Annotated in this window: 18 protein-coding genes and 1 tRNA gene; 2 read left to right on the forward strand and 17 right to left on the reverse strand. The window is 70.4% G+C overall.

The annotated features are described in order from the left end of the window. Positions 1-3 precede the first annotated feature (3 nt). On the forward strand, positions 4-192 hold the full coding sequence (locus BJ984_RS15485; protein ID WP_179548754.1) for a hypothetical protein: 189 nt from the start codon (positions 4-6) through the stop codon (positions 190-192). Between the two features lie 57 nt (positions 193-249). On the opposite strand, the gene BJ984_RS15490 is transcribed toward BJ984_RS15485, so the two are convergent. The 16 genes from BJ984_RS15490 to BJ984_RS15565 form a co-directional block, all read right to left on the reverse strand. Beyond that, positions 250-323: transfer RNA gene (locus BJ984_RS15490), tRNA-Leu, on the reverse strand. 147 nt (positions 324-470) lie between these two features. After that, positions 471-1,991: an NAD(P)/FAD-dependent oxidoreductase gene (locus BJ984_RS15495; protein WP_179548755.1), complete on the reverse strand. Its 1,521-nt coding sequence runs from the start codon at positions 1,989-1,991 to the stop codon at positions 471-473. Between the two features lie 42 nt (positions 1,992-2,033). Then, the gene (locus BJ984_RS15500) at positions 2,034-3,287 is read right to left on the reverse strand and encodes a S8 family serine peptidase (protein WP_179549506.1); all 1,254 of its coding nucleotides are present in this window, start codon (positions 3,285-3,287) and stop codon (positions 2,034-2,036) included. Beyond that, entirely contained in the window at positions 3,287-3,802 is a 516-nt protein-coding gene (locus BJ984_RS15505; protein WP_179548756.1) for a DUF501 domain-containing protein, read from the reverse strand. Before BJ984_RS15505 ends, BJ984_RS15500 begins: the two co-directional genes overlap by 1 nt. Beyond that, positions 3,799-4,272: an FtsB family cell division protein gene (locus BJ984_RS15510; RefSeq protein WP_179548757.1), complete on the reverse strand. Its 474-nt coding sequence runs from the start codon at positions 4,270-4,272 to the stop codon at positions 3,799-3,801. The genes BJ984_RS15505 and BJ984_RS15510 overlap by 4 nt, the downstream gene beginning before the upstream one ends. Positions 4,273-4,360: 88 nt before the next feature. Next, on the reverse strand, positions 4,361-5,641 hold the full coding sequence (eno, locus tag BJ984_RS15515) for a phosphopyruvate hydratase (protein ID WP_173181497.1): 1,281 nt from the start codon (positions 5,639-5,641) through the stop codon (positions 4,361-4,363). 50 nt (positions 5,642-5,691) lie between these two features. After that, positions 5,692-6,300, reverse strand: a complete 609-nt coding sequence (locus BJ984_RS15520; RefSeq protein ID WP_179548758.1) for a TetR/AcrR family transcriptional regulator — start codon at positions 6,298-6,300, stop codon at positions 5,692-5,694. Beyond that, on the reverse strand, positions 6,297-6,758 hold the full coding sequence (locus BJ984_RS15525) for a MarR family winged helix-turn-helix transcriptional regulator (protein WP_179548759.1): 462 nt from the start codon (positions 6,756-6,758) through the stop codon (positions 6,297-6,299). Before BJ984_RS15525 ends, BJ984_RS15520 begins: the two co-directional genes overlap by 4 nt. Positions 6,759-6,781: 23 nt before the next feature. Beyond that, positions 6,782-8,509, reverse strand: coding sequence for an MDR family MFS transporter (locus tag BJ984_RS15530; RefSeq protein ID WP_271206529.1), 1,728 nt, complete (start codon positions 8,507-8,509; stop codon positions 6,782-6,784). A 142-nt stretch (positions 8,510-8,651) separates the two neighbouring features. Next, on the reverse strand, positions 8,652-9,848 hold the full coding sequence (locus BJ984_RS15535) for an MFS transporter (RefSeq protein WP_271206610.1): 1,197 nt from the start codon (positions 9,846-9,848) through the stop codon (positions 8,652-8,654). A 77-nt stretch (positions 9,849-9,925) separates the two neighbouring features. Then, positions 9,926-10,390: a MarR family winged helix-turn-helix transcriptional regulator gene (locus BJ984_RS15540; RefSeq protein WP_173181500.1), complete on the reverse strand. Its 465-nt coding sequence runs from the start codon at positions 10,388-10,390 to the stop codon at positions 9,926-9,928. A 25-nt stretch (positions 10,391-10,415) separates the two neighbouring features. Next, entirely contained in the window at positions 10,416-11,696 is a 1,281-nt protein-coding gene (gene hisS / locus BJ984_RS15545) for a histidine--tRNA ligase (RefSeq protein WP_179548760.1), read from the reverse strand. A gap of 26 nt (positions 11,697-11,722) precedes the next feature. Then, positions 11,723-12,397, reverse strand: a complete 675-nt coding sequence (locus BJ984_RS15550; RefSeq protein ID WP_179548761.1) for a nucleoside triphosphate pyrophosphohydrolase — start codon at positions 12,395-12,397, stop codon at positions 11,723-11,725. A gap of 23 nt (positions 12,398-12,420) precedes the next feature. Next, positions 12,421-16,020, reverse strand: a complete 3,600-nt coding sequence (gene mfd, locus BJ984_RS15555) for a transcription-repair coupling factor (protein ID WP_179548762.1) — start codon at positions 16,018-16,020, stop codon at positions 12,421-12,423. A gap of 121 nt (positions 16,021-16,141) precedes the next feature. Then, the gene (gene pth / locus BJ984_RS15560; RefSeq protein WP_179548763.1) at positions 16,142-16,726 is read right to left on the reverse strand and encodes an aminoacyl-tRNA hydrolase; all 585 of its coding nucleotides are present in this window, start codon (positions 16,724-16,726) and stop codon (positions 16,142-16,144) included. A 32-nt stretch (positions 16,727-16,758) separates the two neighbouring features. Further along, positions 16,759-17,373 (reverse strand): 50S ribosomal protein L25/general stress protein Ctc, encoded by a 615-nt coding sequence (locus BJ984_RS15565; protein WP_179548764.1) that lies wholly within the window; start codon positions 17,371-17,373, stop codon positions 16,759-16,761. 217 nt (positions 17,374-17,590) lie between these two features. Here BJ984_RS15565 and gndA point away from each other — a divergent pair, with 217 nt between their 5' ends. Then, positions 17,591-19,045: an NADP-dependent phosphogluconate dehydrogenase gene (gndA, locus tag BJ984_RS15570; protein ID WP_179548765.1), complete on the forward strand. Its 1,455-nt coding sequence runs from the start codon at positions 17,591-17,593 to the stop codon at positions 19,043-19,045. A 5-nt stretch (positions 19,046-19,050) separates the two neighbouring features. On the opposite strand, the gene smc is transcribed toward gndA, so the two are convergent. Then, a complete protein-coding gene (smc, locus tag BJ984_RS15575) occupies positions 19,051-22,629 on the reverse strand; it encodes a chromosome segregation protein SMC (protein WP_179548766.1) in 3,579 nt (1,192 codons plus the stop codon). Between the last annotated feature and the right edge of the window lie 73 nt (positions 22,630-22,702).

Below are 22,702 nucleotides of genomic sequence, written 5' to 3' on the forward strand. Positions count from 1 at the left end.
CCCATGGGGGACGCGACGGAGCCGCAACAGAAGCGGGACTGGCTCGACGTCGTAGCGCCGGTGAAACAGGATGCAGTGCGCGAGGCGGCCGGAGGCCTGTTCCTCTTCGCGAACCGGGCGTCTCGCAACGCGTCGGCCGTCATCGCCCTGGTGATCGCCGGTGTCGGATACGCGGCCAGATGGTTCGGGTGACACAACCCTTCGCGCCCTGGCCGATGCGCTCGGCAGCGCCGGGCTTTAAGGCCGTTGTACCCCCAGAGGGACTCGAACCCTCACTGAAACGATTTTAAGTCGTCTGCCTCTGCCGATTGGGCTATGGGGGCGGAAGCCTCAGCGTACCGGGCGCGGCCGTCGGAGCGGCGGGCGCGCGGGCCGTGGCGAGGCGGGAACGAGTGCGCCGCGCATCCGGAGCCCGTGCGGGGCAGCGGATGCGCGGCGCGCGTCGTGGCAGGCCGGAGGGCCCGGAACGGCTACTCGCCGGCCGGGGCCTTCGCGGCGGCCTTGGTGCGGGGCTTGGTGGCCTTCGCCTTGGGCGCCTCGGGCGAGGAGTCGGTGGCGGCCACGCCGTTGACCTCGGCGGTCGCCGCGGGCTCGGACGAGTAGGAACCGGGCAGCTCGGGGTTCGCGGGCTTCTCGGCGGCCACGGGCGGCACCGGCGCGGCGGCGGGGGCCGCCGGACGCGGACGCGAGGCGAACTCCTCGAACACGGCCCGGGGGTGCACGCGCGCCTCGAGCGAGACGTTGTCGCGGCCGAGGAAGAAGTTGTTCACCCAGCCCCAGATGACGCGCAGCTTGCGCTCCCACGACGGCATGGCCAGGCCGTGGTAGCCGCGGTGCGCGAACCAGGCCGGGAGGCCCTTGATCGCGAGCTTGCCCGACTGGAACACGCCGACGCCGAGGCCGAGGCCGGCGACCGCGCCCATGTTCTTGTGGAAGTACTCCTTGACGCCCTCGCCGCGCAGCGACGCGACGATGTTCTTCGCGAGCAGCTTGCCTTGACGCACGGCGTGCTGGGCGTTCGGCACGCAGAAGCCTCCGACGCCGCCACCGGTGAGGTCTGGCACGGCCGACACGTCGCCGGCGCCCCAGGCGCCCTCGACGATGCCGTCGTCGCCCTCGACCCGCAGGTCGGCGCGCACGCGGAGGCGGCCGCGCTCCTCGATCGGGAGGTCGGTGCCCTTCAGCATCGGCGAGGCCATGACGCCCGCGGTCCAGATGATGAGGTCGCTCTCGAAGCTCTCGCCGGTCGACAGCTCGACCACGCCGGCGACGGCGGACTTGAGCTGCGTGTCGAGGTGGATCTGCGCCCCGCGCTTGGCGAGGTTGTCGATCACCCAGAGGCTCGTCTTCAGGCTCACCTCGGGCATGATCCGGCCCATGGCCTCGATCAGGTGGAAGTGCGTGTCGTCGAACGAGATCTCGGGGTAGCTCGAGATGAGCGCGCTGACGAAGGAACGCAGCTCGGCGAACACCTCGATGCCCGCGAAGCCGCCGCCGACGACGACGACGGTGAGCAGGCGGTCGCGCTCGGGGCCGGGGGCCATCTGAGCGGCCTTGTCGAAGTTGACGAGGATGCGGTCGCGGATCGCGGTCGCCTCCTCGATGGTCTTGAGGCCGATGGCCTCGTCGGCCACACCGGGGATCGGGAAGGTGCGCGACACGGAACCGGCGGTGACGACGATCTGGTCGTACTCCTCTTCCCACGTGTCGCCCGCGTTCGAGGCGATGGTGGCGGTCTTCGAGGCGTGGCTGATGCCCGTCACCTTGCCCGCGATGATGCGGGTCTTCTTCAGGTGACGACGGATGCCGACCACGGCGTGACGGGGCTCGATCGAGCCGGCGGCCACCTCGGGGAGGAAGGGCTGGTACGTCATGTACGGCAGCGGGTCGACGACGGTGACGTCTGCCTCACCGGCACGAAGCCACTTCTCCAGCTTCCAAGCGGTGTAGAAACCGGCGTAGCCGCCGCCGACAATCAGGATCTTGGGCACAGTGAAACGATCTCCTCAGTACAGGGGCCTGCGAACAGGGTACTACTTGCGAAGCACGCCTCTGAAATGCGAGACGGCCCCCAGCGCGAAAGCCGCCATCAGCATGAGGAACCCGAGCAGGAGCCCCAGCGGCACCGCCCAGTGGCTCAGAGTGTACACCCCGCCCGCGGGCTCGATGGCTCCGGCTCCCGGGCTGCCGCCCTCCGTGTCGCGGCCGTCGGGGGCGGGGATGGTGAGGGTGTCGAGCGAGGTCTTCGCCGATGACGGCCGGTAGGTGGCGATCCAGGCATCGAGGTCGCCCATGGGGTTGGCGGCGACGGGGGCGACGGATGCGCTGACCGCCGCCTCGGCGTCGACCAGACCGTACCCGTAGATCGGCCCGGGCACCGGCTCGCCCTTGGGCACGGCCGTGGCGACGATGCGGTTGATCACGTCGTCGGCCGAGAGCTCCGGATGCGCGGACTTCACCAGCGCGGCCAGTCCGCTCACCAGCGGGGCGGCCGCGCTCGTCCCGTCCCAGATCACGTGGGTGCCGCCGGGGATGACCCCGACCAGCTGCTCGCTCGGTGCAGCGACCGCGATGGTGATGCCCTGCGAGGACGCGTCGAAGCTCGCCTCGCCCTGCTTGTCGACGCCGGCCACCGCGACGACCCCGGGGATGGTGGCGGGGGCGCCGACCTCGGTCGTGCCGCTCCCCCGGTTGCCGGCGGCCGCGACCACGACCACGTCGTTGTCGAAGGCGTAGGAGAAGGCCTCGTCCCAGCTCTCGGGCCAGTCGAGGCTGTTGCGGGTGAGCGACATGTTGATGACGTCGGCCCCGTGGTCGACGGCCCAGCGCACCGCCTCGGCGATCTGCTCGTCGGAGTCGACCGAGCCCTCGCCGAGCGCCACCGAGATGGACAGCAGGGAGGCCTTCGGGGCCACGCCGAGCACGCCGTCGCCGAAGCCGGTGCCGCGCCCGGCGATCAGCGACGCCACCATCGTGCCGTGCTCGGGGCTCGTGCCCACGGGCTTCTGGCCGTCGGGCGAGCCGATGCCCGAGACGTCGGTGCCGTCGACCACCGCGTCCCGGAGTTCGGGCACGCTGCCGTCGACTCCGGTGTCGATGACGGCGACGGTCGCGCCCTCACCCTCCGTGACGTCCCAGGCGGCGCGGTAGCCGTAGTCGCTCAGCCAGTACTCGGCGTCACGGATCGAGTCGGCCCGGGCCGGGGCAGCCGGGGCCGTCGCCGCGAGCGGGGCGGCCGCGAGGGCGCCGACGACGAGCAGCACCCAGCTCCTCCGCCGGGCGCGCATCACTCGCCGAGTTCGTAGTCGACGCACTCGCAGACGAGCGGCGACCAGTCGCCGCGCTCGAGCGCGAGGTCGCCCACCGGGTTGACCCCGGGGCCCGCCGCGAGGGCGTGGGCGGCGAGGGCGTGCAGGCACTTGACCCGCACCGGCATGCCGCCGGCCGAGATGCCGGCGATCTCGGGCACCTCGCCGTAGACGGCGCGGTCGGCGAGGTAGGCCTCGTGGGCGGCGAGGTAGGCGGCGTTCAGCTCGGGGTCGGCGAGAGCATCCTGGAACTCGACCATCACGTGCTCGGCCTCGAGGTCGCTCATCGCGGCCGTCGCGGCGGGGTGCGACAGGTAGTAGAGGGTGGGGAACGGCGAGCCGTCGGCCAGGCGCGGGGCGGTGGCGAGCACGGTCGGGTTGCCGCAGACGCAGCGGGCGGCGATGCCGAGCACGTTGCGCACGGGGCGGCCGAGCTGGGAGCCCGCGACCGCGAGGTCGTGCTCGGAGGCCGGCTCGAAGGGAGGCGTGCTCACGGCAGCACTCCGTTCTGCTCGAGTTCTTGAGGCGTAGAGGTGGACAGGCCGGCGGTGACGCCCGAGGCGAAGAGCGACGAGAGCCAGTCGACCCGGGTGGTGCTGATGGTGTCGCTCACGTCGGAGCCGGGCTCGGCCGGGGCGGGCACGTCGTCGACGACGAGGAAGCTCGTCTCACCGGGCATCACGTAGTAGAGCCGGTCGCGCGCCTCGGCCTTGATGTAGGCCGGGTCGCTCCAGCGGGCGATCTCGGAGGTGAGCGCGTCGTTCTCGGCGTCGCGGGCGTCGACGGCCGCGTGCAGGGCGGCGAGCTGCTGGCGCTGCTCGATGTAGACCCGGAGGCCCGGCGCGATGATGATCACGAACATCACGATGACGACGAACATCAGCACCGTGAATCCCGAGAAGCGGATGCTCCGGAGCCAACCGGCCCCGGCGGCACCCGCCCCCGAGGGCTGCGGCAGCGCCACCGGCATCCGTGCCGGACGTGATGCTGATGTGCGCTGCCGCATGAATCCCTCGGGTGGTGCTCGGGTGGTGCTCGGGCTGCTCCGGCTCTTAGGCGGAGAAGCGGGGGAACGCGCCGCGGCCGGCGTAGACGGCCGCCTCGGCGAGCTCCTCTTCGATCCTCAGGAGCTGATTGTACTTCGCGACGCGCTCGCTGCGGGCAGGCGCACCGGTCTTGATCTGGCCCGCGTCGGTGGCGACGGCGAGGTCGGCGATCGTGGTGTCCTCGGTCTCACCGGAGCGGTGCGAGAGGATCGCGGTCATGCCGGAGCGCTGCGCGAGCGAGACCGCGTCGAGCGTCTCGGTGAGCGTGCCGATCTGGTTGACCTTCACCAGGATCGAGTTGCCGGTGCCCTTGGCGATGCCCTCGGCCAGACGGGTGGGGTTGGTGACGAACAGGTCGTCGCCGACCAGCTGCACCTTCGAGCCGATCTCGGAGGTGAGGTGGGCCCAGCCCTCCCAGTCGTCCTCGTTCAGCGGGTCTTCGATGGAGACCAGCGGGTAGTTCGCGACGAGGTCGGCGAAGTAAGCCGACATCTCGACGTTCGAGCGCTGCTGCCCCTCGAAGGTGTACGAGCCGTTGTCGTAGAACTCCGACGCGGCGACGTCGAGCGCGAGCCCGATGTCTTTGCCGGGGGTGAAGCCGGCCTGGGTGATGGCCTCGAGGATGAAGTCGAGCGCCTCGCGGTTGTTCGGCAGCTCGGGGGCGAAGCCGCCCTCGTCGCCGAGGCCGGTCGAGAGGCCCTTCGACTTCAGCAGCGACTTCAGCGAGTGGTAGGTCTCGACTCCCCAGCGGAGGGCCTCGGAGAAGCTCTCGGCGCCGAGCGGCACCGCCATGAACTCCTGGATGTCGACGCCGGTGTCGGCGTGCGCGCCGCCGTTGACGATGTTCATCAGCGGGACGGGCAGCGTGTGCGCGTTCGGGCCGCCGATGTAGCGGAACAGGGGCAGGTCGGAGGAGTCGGCCGCCGCGCGGGCCACGGCGAGCGAGACGCCGAGGATCGAGTTGGCGCCGAGGCGCTTCTTGTTGTCGGTGCCGTCGAGCGAGATCATCGCGGCGTCGACGAGGCGCTGGTCGGTGGCGTCGAAGCCCTCGATCGCCGGGCCGATCTCGTCGATCACGGCGTCGACGGCCTTCTGCACGCCCTTGCCGAGGTAGCGGCCCTTGTCTCCGTCGCGGAGCTCATAGGCCTCGAAGGCGCCGGTGGAGGCTCCGGAGGGGACGGCGGCGCGCGAGACGATCCCGTCGTCGAGGAGCACCTCGACCTCGACGGTCGGGTTCCCTCGGGAATCCAGGATTTCGCGAGCGCCAACGGCTTCGATGAGTGCCACGGGTGGTTTCTCCTCTGTTTCAGGCAAAGGCCTGCTGTATCAGGCGATGGCTAGTCTAACGATTCGCGCGCGATGGCCTGCATGGTCATCACGGCGTCGAACAGCCAGGCGGAGAACTCCTCGTCGTAGGCCGCGTCGAGCGGGCGGTGCAGCGCCGAGTCGACGGCCGACATCACGAGGGTGACCGCGAGCCGGGCGCGCGCGGGCGTCGTGCGCTGCTCGGCCAGGGCGACGATCTCGTGCCGCAGCTCGGCGGCGAAGCGGATGACGTCGGGCGCGAGCTCCGGACGCCGGCCGAGCAGGTCGCGGATCGCCTCGCGGTCGACGCCGTCGCGCGCGGTGGCGTCCATCACCGAGCCGACGAGGGTGCAGAGGTCGCGGACGAGCCAGCGCTCACCGTCGCGCTCCAGGAAGCGCTGCCGCTGCGCATCCGTCACCGTGAACGCGGACAGGCCGACGATCGCCGAGACCTTGGAGGGGAAGTAGTTGAAGAAGGTGCGGCTCGACACGCCCGCCTCGGAGCAGATCGCGTCGACCGAGGCGTGGCCCGCGCCGTTCTCGGCGACCAGGCGCAGGGCCGCGTCGTGGATCGCGGCGCGCGTCTCCACCTTCTTGCGCTCCCGGAGGGGCAGCTCGTGGTCGGACTTCAGCGTCGTCATCGTCGCTCCGTTCTGTCGTTGAACTCGCCGAGCAGGCGCACGAACTCCTGCACGTCGGGGGTGGGCCACCCGTCGAGGGCGTCGGCGTAGAGCTCCTTCGTCTCTGCGCGCATGTCGTCGAGGCGGGCCAGGGTGAGGTCGGTGGGGGCGTAGAGCTGGGCGCGCCCGTCGCCCGGGTCGGGCACGCTCGAGACGAATCCGAGCTCCTTGAGGCTGCGGAGCTGGCGGCTGAGGGCGCTCTTGTCCATGCGGGTGGCCTGGATGATCGCCCCGGGCGCCGTGGGGTGGTGCTTGACGATGTACTGCAGCACCGAGTAGCCCGAGGGCTGGAGCTCCGGGGAGAACCGCTCGGCGTTCTGCAGCACCGCGCGGCGGAGGGTGCGCACGAGGCGGGACATCTCGCTCTCGATGGCGGAGACGGCCTCGCCGCGGGGGTCTGCCTGGGGGTCGTCGGTCACGACCCCCAGGCTAGCGTGGGTGATCACCGGCGCTCGGGCGCCTCCTCGGCGTGACGCGGGGCGTGCGGCCGCGCATCCTGACCATCGTCGTCGCGGTCGGCGCCGCCGAGTCGGCCGGTGCCGTCGCGGCGCTCACCGTTCTCGGTGCTCTCGCCCGCGATCTCCGCGGCCGAGACGTTCACGACGGTCTGCTCGAGGTCGGCGATCTGCTCCTGCGAGGTCTTCGTGCCGAGGGCACGGTTCGGCAGCAGCGCGATCGCGACGATCGACAGCAGCGCGAGCGGCACGGCCAGCAGGAAGATGTCGGCCACCGCCTCGCCGTAGGCCGACTCCACGAGGGTGCGGATCGGGGCGGGCAGAGTGGTGAGGTCGGGGATGCCGCCGCTCTCGAGGCCGCCCGTCTGCGAGGGGTCGACGCCGAGCTTCAGCAGCCCGTCGGCGATCAGCGAGGTGATGCGGTTGCCGAGCACGGCACCCATCACGGCGACGCCGATCGTGCCGCCGAGAGAACGGAAGAAGGCGACGGATGCGCTGGCCACGCCGATCTGACGCGGGTCGACCGCGTTCTGCACGATCAGCACCAGGTTCTGCATGACCATGCCGACACCGGAGCCCATGACGAACATGTAGAGGAACACCAGCCAGAAGCTCGTGTCGTAGCGGATGGTGCCCATCAGCGCGAGGCCGATGGTGAGCAGCACCGAGCCGATCACCATGTAGCGCTTCCAGATGCCGGTGCGGCTGATCACCTGACCGATCACGATGCTCGAGACGAGCACACCCGCGATCATCGGGATGGTGAGGAGGCCGGACTCGGTCGGTGTCTTTCCGCGGGCCAGCTGCATGTACTGGCTGAGGAAGATGCTCGTGCCGAACATGGCGACGCCCACCGAGATGCTCGCGATGACCGCGAGCCAGAAGGTGCGGTTCTTGAAGAGCGTCATCGGGATGATGGGCTCCTTCACCTTGAGCTCGGTGACGACCGCGGCGGCCAGCAGCAGCACGGCGCCGACGACCATGGCGATCGACTGCACGGAGCCCCACTCGAAGTCGTTGCCCGCGAGGGTCACCCAGATCAGCAGCAGCGAGACCCCGGCGGCGATGAGGGCCGCACCGAGGTAGTCGATGGTCACCTTGCGCTTCTGCGTGGGGATGTGCAGCGTGCGCTGCAGCACGATCAGCGCGGCGACGGCGAAGGGCACGGCGATGTAGAAGTTCCAGCGCCAGCCGGCGGAATCGGTGATGACACCGCCGAGCAGCGGGCCGCCGACGGTGGCCACGGCCATCACGGCGCCGAGCAGGCCCATGTACCGGCCGCGCTCGCGCGGCGGGATGATGTCGGCCATCGCGACCTGCACGAGGGCGGTCAGGCCACCCGCGCCGAGGCCCTGCAGCACGCGGAAGAAGATGAGCATCTCGGTGGACTGCGCGAGCCCGGCGAGACCGGAGCCGACGACGAAGATGATCAGCGAGAGCTGGATGAGGCGCTTGCGGTTGGTGAGGTCGGCGAGCTTGCCCCAGATGGGCGTCGAGACGGTGGTGGCGAGCAGGGTCGCCGTGACGACCCAGGTGTAGCCGGACTGCGTGCCACCGAGGTCGGAGATGATCTTGGGCAGCGAGCTCGAGACGACGGTGCTGGCGAGCATCGCGACGAACATGCCGAGCAAGAGTCCCGACAAGGGCACGAGCACCTGCCGGCGGGTCTTGGCGCCCTCCGCGGGCGCCGGGGCTTCGATGGTCTGTGAGGGCACGGTTCTCCTGTACGCAAAAAGTTGATCTGGATCAACGATATACCCGTTGTTGACCCAGATCAACTAATTACTGCAGAAAGTGCAAACTTTTATGCTGTGCACGGTTCCCGCCCGTGCGGCTCATCCGGCTCAGGATGCGCGGCTACTCCCCCGCCGTGATGGCCTCCGCCTCGACGAGCTCGTCCTCCTCCTCGTGGTCGATGTGCGCGATGGCACGATGACCGGCGATGACGATGATCGAGGCGATCACCACGGAACCCGCGGCGACGTAGAACGGGGTCGCGGCGGTGAACAGGCCGGCGATCAGCGAGGCGGCGGGCGGGGCGACCGCGCCGCCGATGAAGCGCACGGCCGAGTAGGCCGACGAGGCCACCGGGCGAGGCAGGTCGGTCGCGGCCATCACCGACTCCGTGAGCACGGTGTTCATGACGCCGAGCAGGGCTCCGCCGACGACCACGCAGGTGATCAGGCCGGGCACGCTGTCGACGAAGACGCCCGCGAGCACGAGGTCGACGCCGAGCAGGAGCAGCACGCTCCAGAGCACGCGGCTGCGCGGGATGCGGCGGGTCAGCCACGGCGCCACCCAGACCGAGGTGATCGCGACCGCGATCCCCCAGCCGAAGAAGGTGAGGCCGAGGCCCATCTCGTCGAGGCCGAGCGGGAACGGCGTGTAGGCCAGCAGGATGAAGAAGCCGATGTTGTAGAACAGGGCGGCGATCGCGAGGATCGACAGCGCCGGTTTCGCGAGCGCCTTGAACGGAGCCGACAGCGAGGTCGGTGTCGGCCTCACCGGCTCCTTCTTCATCAGCGTCGCGATGGCGATGAAGCCGATGGCCATCAGCACGCTGGTGCCGAAGAACGGCCCCCGCCAGCTGATCGAACCGAGCAGCCCGCCGAGCAGCGGACCGATCGCGATCCCGAGGCCGAGCGCGGCCTCGTACAGGATGATCGCCGAGCTCGCTCCCCCGCTCGCCGCGCCCACGATGGTGGCGAGGGCGGTCGAGATGAAGAGCGCGTTTCCGAGGCCCCAGCCGGCGCGGAAGCCGATGACCGACTCCACGTTCTGCGAGAGACCGGCAGCGAGGGCGAACGCGACGATCAGCGCGAGGCCGATCAGCAGCGTCGTGCGGGCGCCGATGCGGGTCGAGAGCCAGCTCGTGAAGAGCATGGCCACGCCCGTGATGAGCAGGTAGCTGGTGAACAGGAGCGAGGTCTGGGTCTGGGTGGCGTCGAGGCTCTCGGCGATGGCCGGGAGGATCGGGTCGACCAGGCCGATGCCCATGAAGGCGATGACGCAGGCGAAGGCCACGGCCCAGACGGCCTTGGGCTGGTGCAGGATCGAGTTCGTCGGGGCGGGCTTCCTGGCGGGGTGCTTGGTGGTGGTGGCGGTCGTCGCCGTGTCGGTGGCCGTCGGGATCACGCGGCTTTCACGACGTCGGCGGCGCGCACGTCGGTGCACTCGTGCAGCAGGTCGACCGCGCGCGAGATGACCTCGATCTCCTCGCGGTCGAGGTCGTCGAACAGCGGGGCGAGGGCGGCGCCGAGCTTCTCGCGCCAGTCGGCGAGGGCGCGGATGCCCTTCGGGGCGAGGGCGATCTGCCACGCACGGGCGTCGTCGACGTCGGCGATGCGGCGGATCCACTCCACCTCGTTGAGGTTCGCGACGATCTTCGTCATCGTCGGCTGGCTGACGCGGCTCTGCTTGGCGAGCTCGCCGAGGCGCATGGGGCCGAAGCTGCTGAGGACGCTCAGCGTGCGCCAGGTGGCGGGGGAGGTCTGTTCGCCGGTGGCCTGGGCGGCGATGCGGGTGAGGCGGTGCGTGACCGAGACGAGGTCGGAGAGCAGCGTCTGGAGTTCGGGGGTGGGATTTTCGTTAGTCACGGTTAATCATTATTGCATAGCCAAACTATGCAATGACGACTTCGCCGGATTCAGTACCTGGTAGTCGCTTGATGGGAAGTGTCGACGCATCAATGGTGTCCGGGTACACGACAGCGAACTCCGTGAAGCCGGCGGACGCCACTCGGTCCAATAGATTAGCCAAATTCTTCGTGCGACGCTCCAACCGCACTCGAACACCGTCAGCGACCAGTTGCCTTTTCAGGGAGAGCAGCTGCGTCGGATCAGCATTCTTCTCATGGACGAGAACGACTGACCGGACATTGCCGGCTGCCGGGTCGGCGACCAGGTCGATGATGCGCTCGAAGCCGATCGAGAAGCCGCAGGCCGGCACCGACTCGGTGAGGAACCGGCCGATCATGCCGTCGTAGCGGCCTCCGCCGCCGAGCGAGAAGGTGAAGTCGGGGTGCTCGATCTCGAAGATCGTGCCCGTGTAGTAGCCCATGCCCCGCACGAGGAACGGGTCGAAGACGAGGGCGCCGTCGACGCCGGCCGCGGCCAGGGCGGACTCGATGCGGGCGAGGTCGGCCACAGCATCCTGAGCCACCCCCTCGGGCAGCACGGGCGGGGACACCGCGAGGAAGCGCTCGATCGCCTCGACGGCCTCGGGGCGGGAGCCCTTCTCGCGCAGCTCGGCGACGACGCCTTCGGGGCCGACCTTGTCGAGCTTGTCGATCGTGATCAGCACGGAGTCGTTCTGCGACGCCTCGAAGCCGAAGTGCTCGAGGAGCCCGAGCAGGATGCGGCGGTCGTTGATGCGGATGCGGCAGTTCTCGAGCCCGAGCGCGTCGAGCGTGGCGAGGGTCGCCGTGAGCAGCTCGATCTCGGCGAGGATGCCCGCCTCGCCGATGATGTCGATGTCGCACTGCACGAACTGGCGGTAGCGGCCCTTCTGCGGGCGCTCGGCGCGCCAGACGGGAGCGATCTGCACGGAGCGGAACACCTGCGGCAGGCTCGCGCGGTGGCTGGCGTAGAACCGGGCGAGCGGCACGGTGAGGTCGAAGCGGAGGCCGAGGTCGGCGAGCGCGTCCGGGTCGTCGCTCTCGGCGGCCGCCCGGAGCGCCTCGGCGTCGAGGCCGCGGCGCATCACGTTGAAGGCGAGCTTCTCGTTGTCGCCGCCGAGGCCGGCGTGCAGGCGGCCGAAGTCCTCCATCACGGGCGTCTCGATCTCGTCGAACCCGTGCGCCGCGTACGTCTCCCGGATGACGCCGAGCACGCGCTCGCGCTTCGCCTTGTCGGCGGGCAGGAAGTCGCGCATGCCGCGCGGTGGGGTCACCGGAGAAGCCATCCCCCGATTCTATTGAACGGCGGCGGTCACTCCGTGCGGGCGGGGGCCTGGGTGTCCGACTCGGCGGCGGTGATGTCGGCGCGGAGGGCGCGGAGGGCTGTGCGGAGGGCGCGCTCGGCGTCGAGGCCCTGGGCCTTCGCGCCCGCGACGAGGGCGAGCAGCTCGGCGCCGAGCTCGTCCTCGGTGGCAGGCACGGGGGCCGCGGCAGGGGCGACGCCCAGCTTGGCCGCCTTGCCGAGCAGCTTGTCGGCCAGGGCGAGGGCCGGCATGCCGAGCGGCACCCCGTCGAGCACGCTGGTGCGCTCGGGCTTCTCGACGGCCTTGAAGGAGTCCCAGGCGTTCTCGACGTCGCCCGCCGTCGAGAGGTCGAGGTCGCCGAAGACGTGCGGGTGGCGGCCGACCATCTTCGCCGTCATGTGGGCGGCGACATCCTGGATCGTGAACTCCTCCCCCGGCGTGTGGGCGGCGATGTCGGCGTGGAAGACGACCTGGTAGAGAACGTCGCCGAGCTCCTCGATCAGTTCCTCGCGCGATCCGGCCTCGATGGCGTCGATCAGCTCGTGGGTCTCCTCGGTGAGGTACTGCACGAGGGAGGCGTGGGTCTGCTCCGCGTCCCACGGGCAGCCGCCGGGAGCCCTCAGCAGCGCCGTCACCGCCACGAGGCGGTCGAGCTCGGTTCGGGCATCCGGGATCTCAGGCATGCTGCAAGCCTAGGTCGCGGGGATCAGACGGCCGCCTTGGCCGGCGCGAAGATGGCTTCGAGCAGCTGGGCCACCCACGCGATGAGCTCGGCGTCGGCGAGCGGATGCCCGTCGACGACCGGCATCGGGACGGAGACCGCGTTGGTCTGCGCGAAGTACTTCGACCCCGGGTACATGCGCTGCAGCCGCACCTGGATGCTGTCGGCCAGGTCGGCGGGCGCGACGCGGAGGTTCGAGCCCATGGTGACGACCTCGCCGAGATTCGACTTCTGGGCCAGCCGACGCAGGCGCGAGACCGCGATGAGGTTCTGCAGCTCGGTGGGCGGTTCGCCGTAGCGGTCGGTGAGCTCCTCGATGACCCGGTCGATGGCGTCGTCGGAGGCCGTGGGCGAGGACGCGGTGGAAAGCTTCTGATAGGCCTCGAGGCGCAGCCGCTCGCTGTCGACGTACTCCTCGGGGATGTGCGCGTCGACCGGCAGCTCGAGCCGCAGCTCGGTCTGGCCCTCGGCGACGTCGCCGCGGAAGGTCGACACGGCCTCGCCGATCATGCGCAGGTAGAGGTCGAAGCCGACTCCCGCGATGTGCCCGGCCTGCTCGCCGCCGAGCAGGTTGCCGGCGCCTCTGATCTCGAGGTCCTTCAGCGCGACCTGGATGCCCGAGCCGAGCTCGTTGTTCGCGGCGAGGGTGCTGAGGCGGTCGTTCGCGGTCTCGGAGAGCGGCTTGTTCTCGTCGAACAGCAGGTAGGCGTAGGCGCGTTCGCGACCTCGGCCGACGCGGCCGCGCAGCTGGTGCAGCTGGGAGAGGCCGTACTTGTCGGCCCGGTCGACGATCAGCGTGTTCGCGTTCGCGATGTCGATGCCGGTCTCGATGATGGTCGTCGAGACGAGCACGTCGAACTTGCGCTCCCAGAAGTCGACGATGACCTGCTCGAGCACGTTCTCGTTCATCTGCCCGTGCGCCACGGCGACCCGGGCCTCGGGCACCAGCTCGGCGAGCTGCGCGGCGACCCGGTTGATCGACGAGACGCGGTTGTGCACGAAGAACACCTGGCCCTCGCGCAGCAGCTCGCGGCGGATGGCGGCCGCGATCTGCTTCTCGGAGTAGGGCCCGACGAAGGTGAGGATGGGGTGCCGGTCCTCGGGCGGGGTGGCGAGCGTCGACATCTCGCGGATGCCCGTGACCGCCATCTCGAGCGTGCGCGGGATGGGCGTGGCGCTCATCGCGAGGATGTCGACGTTGGTCTTCAGCTTCTTCAGCTGGTCTTTGTGCTCGACGCCGAAGCGCTGCTCCTCGTCGATGATGAGGAGGCCCAGGTCTTTGAAGGCGATGTTGTCGCTCAGGATGCGGTGGGTCGCGATCACGACGTCGACGGTGCCGTCGGCCAGCCCCGCGATGGTCTCCTTCATCTCCTTCTCGGTCTGGAAGCGGCTGAGCGCCTTCAGGTGAACCGGGAAGCCGGCGAACCGCTCCTGGAACGTCTCCATGTGCTGGCGCACGAGCAGGGTGGTGGGCACGAGCATCGCGACCTGCTTGCCGTCCTGCACCGCCTTGAAGGCGGCCCGGATGGCGATCTCGGTCTTGCCGAAGCCGACGTCGCCGCTGAGCAGCCGGTCCATCGGGATGGGCCGCTCCATGTCGGCCTTCACCTCGTCGATCACCGTCAGCTGGTCGGGCGTCTCCTGGAACGGGAACGCCTCCTCCAGCTCGTGCTGCCAGGGGGTGTCGGGGCCAAAGGCGTGACCCTTGGAGGCCATGCGGGCCGAGTAGAGCTTGACGAGCTCGACGGCGATGTCGCGCACCGCCTTGCGGGCCTTGCCCTTCGCGGCGGCCCAGTCGGAGCCGCCCATCTTGCTGAGCGTGGGCGCCTCGCCGCCGACGTAGCGGCTGAGCAGGTCGAGCTGGTCGGTGGGCACGTAGAGCTTGTCGCCCGGGTAGCCGCGCTTGGAGGGCGCGTACTCGATGACGAGATACTCGCGGGTGGTCTTCACCGCGTTGCGGCCACCGCTCGAGACCTCGCGCTGGGTCAGCTCGAGGAACTTGCCGATACCGTGCGTCTGGTGCACGACGAAGTCGCCGGTCTTCAGCTGCAGCGGGTCGACCACGTTCTTGCGGCGGCTCGCGAGCTTCTTCACTTGGCGGGTCTCGTAGCCTGCGGTGCGGCCGTAGAACTCGGTCTCGCCGATCAGGCTGAGCTTCAGCTCGGGCAGCTCGAAGCCGTGCTCGACGGCGGCGCGCACCAGGTAGGCGACGCCGGGCTCGGCGTCGGCCGGGAACTCCTCGACGAGCCGGGCCGGCACCTCGTGCTCGGCCAGCACGTCGGCGGCGCGCTCGACGAGGCCCTGGCCCTTGGCGGCGACCGCGACGGTCCAGCCGTCGGCCAGGCGGGATGCGACGTGGGCGATGGCGCCGTCGGCGTTGCCCTGGAAGCTCGGCACGCCGTCGGCCTTGAGGCGGAGGGTGAGGTGCTCCTCGATCTCGCGGTGCTCGGGCAGCACCTCGTCGTCGGCGGGGCCCTGCTGGAACTCGCTCAGCGTCCACCACGGCCGGTTCGTCCCCGCCGCGTGGCGCAGGTCGGTCAGCGTGATGAACTCTCCCGAGGCGAGGTCGATCGGGGCCTCGGCGCCGGCGGTCGCCGCTGTCCAGGCGGCGGCGAGGAACTCGCGGTTCGTCTCGCTCAGGTTCACGGCCCGGGTGGCCACGCGCTCGGGCGAGAGCACGGCGACGGCGGCGCCGTCGGGCAGGTAGTGGGCCACCGTCACGAGCTCGTCGAGCAGGGCCGGGGCGAGCGACTCCATGCCCTCGACCGGGATGCCCGCGCCGATCTTCTCGAGCATGCCGGCGAGGCTCGGGAACTCGTGCTGCATCTCCCGGGCACGCTGCCGCACCCCCTCGCTGAGCAGCAGCTCCCGGCTCGGCGGCAGATCGACGGCACCGACGGCGTCGGGCAGCGAGCGCTGGTCGGCGACCGAGAAGGCGCGGATCTCGTCGACCTCGTCACCGAAGAAGTCGACCCGGTAGGGGTGCTCGGCGATCGGCGGGAAGACGTCGAGGATGCCACCGCGCACCGCGTACTCGCCGCGGCGGGTGACCATGTCGACCCGCGAGTAGGCGAGCTCCACGAGCTGCAGCGAGAGCGCCGAGAGGTCGAAGCCGCGAGCGCCCTTCTCCAGGTGCACGGGCTCGAGGTCGGCGAGGTTCGAGGCGATGGGCTGGAGGGCGGCGCGGACGGAGGCGACGGCGACGATCGGGCGCCGTGGCGCCGCGTCGGCCTGCTGCCAGGTGCTCAGCCGGCGCAGGGCGTCGATGCGCTTGCCGACGATCTCGGCGCTCGGGCTGAGTCGCTCGTGCGGCAGGGTCTCCCACGCGGGGAACTCGATGATGTCGGCGTCGGGCATGAAGCTCGCGAGGCTCTCGCGCAGCTTCTCGGACTCGCGGCCGGTCGCGGTGACGACGAGCATCGCGGCGGGCAGTCCGCGCTCGATGCGGCGCCCCATCATCGCGGCGAGGAACGGCGCCCGGAGGCCTTCGGTCAGCGAGAAGTCGCTGTCCCGGCCCGCGTTGCCCAGGGCCTTTTCGACAGTGGAGGCGCGCGACAGCGCTTGCACAAGACCCTGAAGTATCACTGTGCTTATCTTACGCGCCGCCGCCTCTGCGGCGCGTCTGGCGGCGAGATCCGGTCGCCACCTCGTGGCCGCTCCGACCGCGGAATGCGCCGTCGAGGCCGCCGCATTCCGCCGATCGCGACTAGGAGGCCGTGTGGAACTTGAGCTGGGCGGTCGTCAGGCCCGAGCCGGCGATGAGCTCCACCGCATCCGCCGCCTCGTCGATGAGGTTGGGGAGCGTCTGCTTCTCGGTCGAGCTGAAGTCCTTCAGCACGAAGTCGGCCGCGTCCATGCGGCCCGGCGGGCGGCCGATACCGACCCGCACGCGGATGAAGTCGTTGCTGCCGGTGGCCGCGATGATGTCGCGCAGGCCGTTGTGACCGCCGTGGCCGCCGCCCTGTTTGAGCTTCAGGGTGTCGAACGGGATGTCGAGCTCGTCGTGCACGACGATGAGCTTCTGGGGCGTCAGCCCGTAGAACTTCAGCAGGCCGTTCACCGGCCCACCCGACACGTTCATGTAGATGTTCGGGTTCGCCACGACGAAGCGCGGGCCGCCGGGGACGATGCGTCCCTCGGCCACCCGCGCGTTCGCCTTGTGGCTCTTGAACGTCGCACGCAGACGGGCCGCCAGTTCGGCGGTGACCATCTGACCCACGTTGTGACGGTTCCCCGCGTAGCCGGGCCCGGGGTTGCCGAGCCCGACCACGAGGTGCAGATCGTCGTTCACTCGATCGGCCGTCGTCTCAGGAACTGAGGTTGCTACTCGGCGTCGGCCGGGGCCGGGCTGGTCGACTCGGCGGCGCCCTCGCCCTCGGCGGGCTCGTCGTCGGGCTCCTCGGTCGGGATGGTGACGCCGACGATGACCGTCTCCTCGTCGGTGATGAGGGTGGAGCCGGCGGGCAGCTCGATGTCGGCGGCACGCACGACCGCGCCGTCCTCGAGGCCCTCGATCGAGACGGTGACGCTCTCGGGGATGCTCGTGGCGAGCACCTCGAGCAGCACGGTCTGCGAGTCCTGCGTGGCCATGGTGCCGGGGGCCGACTCGCCCTCGAGGTGCACGTTGACCTCGACCTGGACCTTCTCACCCTTGCGGATGACGATGAGGTCGATGTGCTCGATGATCTGGGTCACCGGGTCCTTCTGCACGTCCTTGACCAGCGCGAGCGACTCGACGCCGTCGATGGTCAGCTCGAGCACCTGGTTCGACTTGCGCAGGATGAGCGCGGTCTGGTGGCCGGGCAGCGAGATATGCTGCGGCTCGGTGCCGTGGCCGTAGATGACGGCGGGGATCTTGCCGGCGGCACGGGTGCGGCGGGCGAAGCCCTTGCCGAACTCGGTGCGGGTCTCCGCGGTGACGCGAGTGTCTTCTGACATTGTTCTGCTCCTTCGCGGCCCGATCGGGCTCGCAGTTGTGTGAGGGGTTTCAACTCGACCGCATGAAGCGAGAGGAAAGACTGCTGAGGCCTGATCCACCGCGTCGATAACGGATGCGCGGCAGTCGCCCGCATCCCTCGCCGAAGTTCAGTGCCCGAGTCTAGCGCATCGCCTCCACTACTCTGGAGACGTTCGCTTTCTACGAGGAGTAACCGGCATGTCATCAGCTGCAACCGCCAACATCGGAGTCGTCGGGATGGCGGTGATGGGCTCCAATCTGGCCCGCAACCTCGCCAGCCGCGAGGGCAACACGGTGGCCGTCTACAACCGCTCCCCCGAGCGCACCCGCAAGCTCGTGTCCGAGCATCCCGAGGCCGGCTTCGTCGCGTCGGAGTCGATCGACGACTTCGTCGCGAGCCTGCAGAAGCCGCGCACGGCGATCATCATGGTGCAGGCCGGAGCCGGCACCGACGCCGTCATCTCCGAGCTGGCCCAGCGCTTCGAGCCGGGCGACATCATCGTCGACGGCGGAAACGCGAACTTCCACGACACGATCCGTCGCGAGAAGGACATCTCCTCCACCGGCATCCACTTCGTCGGTGCCGGCATCTCGGGCGGTGAGGAGGGTGCGCTGAACGGCCCTTCGATCATGCCCGGCGGAACCGCCGAGGCGTACGAGACGCTCGGCCCGATCCTCGCGTCGATCGCCGCGGTCGCCGAGGGCGAGCCCTGCGTCACCCACATCGGCACCGACGGCGCCGGCCACTTCGTGAAGATGGTGCACAACGGCATCGAGTACGCCGACATGCAGCTGATCGCCGAGGCCTACGACCTGCTCCGCACCGTCACCGGTCGCGAGCCGACCGAGATCGCCGAGGTCTTCGAGACCTGGAACTCGGGCGACCTCGAGTCGTACCTGATCGAGATCACCGCCGAGGTGCTGCGTCAGGTCGACGCCGACACCGGCAAGCCGTTCGTCGACGTCGTGCTCGACCAGGCCGGCGCCAAGGGCACCGGCTCGTGGACCGTGCAGAACGCCCTCGACCTGGGCGTGCCCGTCGGCGGCATCGCCGAGGCCGTGTTCGCCCGCTCGGTGTCGTCGAAGCCCGCGCAGCGCGCCGCGGTGCAGGCGACGATCACCTCGCGGCCCTCGGTCGTCGACGTGGACGTGGACTCGTTCGCCGACGACATCCGTGCCGCCCTCTACGCCTCGAAGGTCGTCGCGTACGCGCAGGGCTTCGACGAGATCATCGCCGGCGCGACGCAGTACGGCTGGGACATCGACAAGGGCGCGGTCGCGAAGATCTGGCGCGCGGGCTGCATCATCCGCGCGCAGTTCCTCAACCGCATCGTCGAGGCCTACGAGAACAACCCCGACATCGCGTCGCTGCTCGAGGACCCGTACTTCGCCAAGGCCGTCGCCGACGGCGAGGCCGCCTGGCGCCGCGTCGTGTCGACGGCCGCGCTCTCGGGCGTGCCGGTGCCCGGCTTCGGCTCGGCGCTGTCGTACTTCGACTCGCTCGCCGTGAAGCGCCTGCCCGCCGCCCTCGTGCAGGGTCAGCGCGACTTCTTCGGTGCGCACACCTACAAGCGCGTCGACAAGGAGGGCGTGTTCCACACCCTCTGGTCGGGCGACCGCACCGAGATCGAGACCGAGCCCTCGACTCACTAGTCCGGTCAGGTGGTGGGCTGGCCGACGCGCTGGCCCACCACCGCCGAGACGCCGTCCTGGCGCATCGAGACGCCGTAGAGCGCGTCGGCGATCTCCATCGTGCGCTTCTGGTGCGTGATGACGATGAGCTGGCTGGTCTGGCGCAGGTCCTCGAAGATCGTCAGCAGACGGCCGAGGTTGGCGTCGTCGAGCGCCGCCTCCACCTCGTCCATGATGTAGAACGGGCTCGGCCGCGCCTTGAAGATCGCGATCAGCAGCGCCACGGCCGCGAGCGACCGCTCCCCGCCCGAGAGCAGCGACAGCCGCTCGATCTTCTTGCCCGCCGGTTTCACGCTGACCTCGATGCCGGTCGTCAGCAGGTTGTCGGGGTCGGTCAGCGAGATCGATCCGGTGCCGCCCGGGAACAGCACGGGGAAGACCTTGGTGAACGCCTCCCGCGTGTCCTCGAAGGCGCTCTCGAAGATGATCTGCATGCGGTCGTCGATCTCCTCGATGATCGTCAGCAGGTCCTTCCGCGTGTTCGTCAGGTCGGTCAGCTGGTCGCTCAGGAACTTGTGGCGCTGCTCCAGCGCCGCGAACTCCTCGAGCGCGAGCGGGTTCACGCGGCCGAGCTCGGCGAGCTTCCGCTCCGCCTTCGCGAGGCGCTGCTGCTGCTCGGTGCGCACGAAGGGGCGACCCTGCGGCTCGGGCGACTCGTCGTCGGTGAGAGCAGCGGATGCGCGGGGCGCCGTCACGGCGTCGTCGTCGGGCACGAGCTGTGAGGGCCCGTACTCGGCCACGAGCACGTCCTCGACGAGGCCGAGCTCGGAGCCCGCCCGCTCGAGCAGGCTCGACAGGTGCAGCTTCTTCTCGTAGATCTGCAGCTCGAGACCGTGCATGTTCTCGGTGATCGACTGCAGCCGCTCGCGGAGCGCCGCCTCGTCGCGCCGCAGCGCCGTCAGCTCCTCGTTCTGCTCGGCGCGCTCCGCCTCGCGGCGCGCGAGCAGCACGGCGGCCTCGGCGACCGAGCGGTCGACCGACGCGAGCACCGCGGGCAGCGCCTCGGCGACCGCGGTGGCCGAAGCGATCTGCCTCCGCCGGATCACCGCCCGTCGTGCCGCCGCCTCCGCCGCCGCGCGATCGGCCTCGAGCTGTCGCTCGAGTGCCGCCGTGCGCGCCTGCTCGGCCCGCACCCGCTCCCGCGCCGTCTCGACGCCGAGCCGCGCCTCGACCTCGCGGTCGCGCGCCGCCTCGAGCTCGGTGAGCAGCCCGTCACGCGAGCTCACGTCGAGCACGGGGCGCGGCCGCTCCCGCGCCACCTCGAGTTCGCGCCGGGCGCGTTCCGCCCCCTGCTCGGCCTGCCCGACCGAGTCCTGGGCGATGGACAGGCTCTTCTGCAGTCGTTCCAGCTCGGCACCGCTCGCCTCGAGCTGCGCGCGCAGCCGGCCGAGCCGCTCGGTGCGCGAGGCGAGCTTCGAGTCGTGCTCGCGGAGCGCCGCCAGCGCCCTCTGCGACTGCTCCTTCGCGACCTGCACGATGCCGCGCTGCTCGGCGAGGGCGAAGCGGGCGCGCTCGATCACCGAGCCCTCCTCCTCCAGCAGCACGGCGGCGGAGTCGCGTTCGGCGACCAGCTCGATGCGCGACCGCGTCGCGCCCGAGCCGCCGCGCAGCACGTAGCGGGTGAGCACCTCGCCCTGTCTCGTCACGATGGTGAGTCCCGCGGATGCGGTGCCGTCCGCCTCCATCCGCTGCCAGGCCCGGCGTGCCGCGTCGAGGTCGTCGGCGATGGCGGTCGAGGCGAGCACGCCGAGGACGCCGGCCGGGCCGGTCACCACGCGGGCGGCCGGGGTGATGCCGTCGGTGTCGGCCAGGGCGGCGGGAAGCGCATCCGGAGCACCCCCCGGAGTATCGGCGATGACGAGCTCGACGCGACCCATGTCACCGGCGGCCGCGGCCTGCGCCGCGTTCACGGCGGAGTCGACGTCGGCGGCCAGCACCGCGTCGGCGAGCGTTCCGAGCGCCGCGGCGACAGCGGCCTCGAAGCCCGGGGTGACCTTGACGTGCTCGGCGACGAGCCCCCGGATGCCGTCGAGACGCGCGCCGACGAGCTCGGCCGAGCCGTCCTTCTGGTCGAGCGCCATCGTCAGGGCGCTGGTGCGCGCGGCCAGGGCGTCGCGCTCGCGCTCATGGGTGTGCAGCTCGTCGCGCAGGCGCTCGATCTCGGCCTCGGCCTCGAACACCGACGACTGGGCGAACTCGTAGCCCTCGTCGAGATCGGTCTCGTCGACCTGCACCTCGGCGGCCTCGGCCTCGGCGCGGGCGAACTCCGCCTGGGCGGTGTCGCGACGGGCGACGGCGGCGTCGAGCGCGTTCTGCTGCCGCAGCACCTCGCCCCGCACGGCGGCGAGCCGCGAGTTGGCCGACTCGAGCTGGCCGGCGAGCTTGGACAGCTCGAGGTCGTGCTTGGACACGAGCGAGCTCTGATAGGCGATCTGCTCGTCGAGGGCGTCGAGCGAGCCGCGGGCGGCGAGGGTGGCGCGCTTGGCGGCGTCCCAGGCGTCTTGCGCGCCCGCGACCTCGGCCTGCAGCCGCACCACCTCGTCGCGCGAGTCGGCGACCATCGATGGGGTGACGCTCGGCCCCGCGTCCGGGACCGCGTCCTCGCCACCGAGCAGGGCGAGCCGCTGGCTGGCGAGGTTGTACAGGTTGCGCAGCCGCTCCTGCACCGATTCGAGGCCGAAGGCGGTGCGGCGCGCGAGGTCGACGGCATCGCCCACCTGCGCCTGCTCGATGCGGGCGACCCGCAGCTGGTTCTGCTCGAGACGCTCCTGCAGCACGATGCGCTCGGTGTGCCTCTCGCTCTCACTGCGGGCCGCCGCGTCGAGGGCCGTGCGCAGGGTGACGACCTCGTCGGCGAGCAGCCGGGCCTTGGCGTCGCGCACGATCGCGGCGATCGACTGCGCCTCCTTGGCGATCTCGGCCTGGCGCCCGAGCGGCTTCAACTGCCGCCGGATCTCGCCCGCCAGGTCGGACAGCCGCGTGAGGTTCGCCTGCATCGCCTCGAGCTTGCGCTGCGTCTTCTCCTTGCGGCGACGATGCTTCAGGATGCCCGCGGCCTCCTCGATGAACCCGCGACGCCCCTCGGGGGTGGCGTGCAGCACCGCGTCGAGCTGACCCTGCCCGACGATGACGTGCATCTCGCGACCGAGCCCGGAGTCGCTGAGCAGCTCCTGCACGTCGAGCAGCCGGCAGTTCTCGCCGTTGATCGCGTACTCGCTGCCGCCGTTGCGGAACAGCGTGCGCCGGATCGTCACCTCGGAGTAGTCGATCGGCAGCGCCCCGTCGGCGTTGTCGATGGTGAGCGTGACCTCGGCCCGGCCGAGCGGGCCCTTGGTGCTCGTGCCGGCGAAGATGACGTCCTCCATCTTGCCGCCACGGAGGGTCTTGGCGCCCTGCTCCCCCATCACCCAGGCGAGGGCGTCGACCACGTTGCTCTTGCCGGAGCCGTTCGGCCCGACCACCGCGGTGACACCGGTCTCGAAGGCGAAGGTGGTGGGGTTGGCGAAGCTCTTGAAGCCCTTGAGGGTCAAGCTCTTCAGGTGCACGCGCGGCCTTCCGTTCTTCGGTGCACCCTACGGTAGCGGCTGGGGCGCCGTCGCTGCGGCGCTGCGGGGCCGT

The organism is Herbiconiux flava, assembly GCF_013409865.1.
GTDB lineage: Bacteria > Actinomycetota > Actinomycetes > Actinomycetales > Microbacteriaceae > Herbiconiux > Herbiconiux flava.

Excerpts from the sequence above, each read along its gene's own strand:
- BJ984_RS15485 (WP_179548754.1), top strand. The coding sequence starts at position 4 with ATGGGGGACGCGACGGAGCCGCAACAGAAGCGGGACTGGCTCGACGTC.
- BJ984_RS15500 (WP_179549506.1), bottom strand. The coding sequence starts at position 3,287 with ATGCGCGCCCGGCGGAGGAGCTGGGTGCTGCTCGTCGTCGGCGCCCTC.
- BJ984_RS15520 (WP_179548758.1), bottom strand. The coding sequence starts at position 6,300 with ATGACGACGCTGAAGTCCGACCACGAGCTGCCCCTCCGGGAGCGCAAG.
- hisS (WP_179548760.1), bottom strand. The coding sequence starts at position 11,696 with ATGGCTTCTCCGGTGACCCCACCGCGCGGCATGCGCGACTTCCTGCCC.
- BJ984_RS15550 (WP_179548761.1), bottom strand. The coding sequence starts at position 12,397 with ATGCCTGAGATCCCGGATGCCCGAACCGAGCTCGACCGCCTCGTGGCG.
- BJ984_RS15565 (WP_179548764.1), bottom strand. The coding sequence starts at position 17,373 with ATGTCAGAAGACACTCGCGTCACCGCGGAGACCCGCACCGAGTTCGGC.
- gndA (WP_179548765.1), top strand. The coding sequence starts at position 17,591 with ATGTCATCAGCTGCAACCGCCAACATCGGAGTCGTCGGGATGGCGGTG.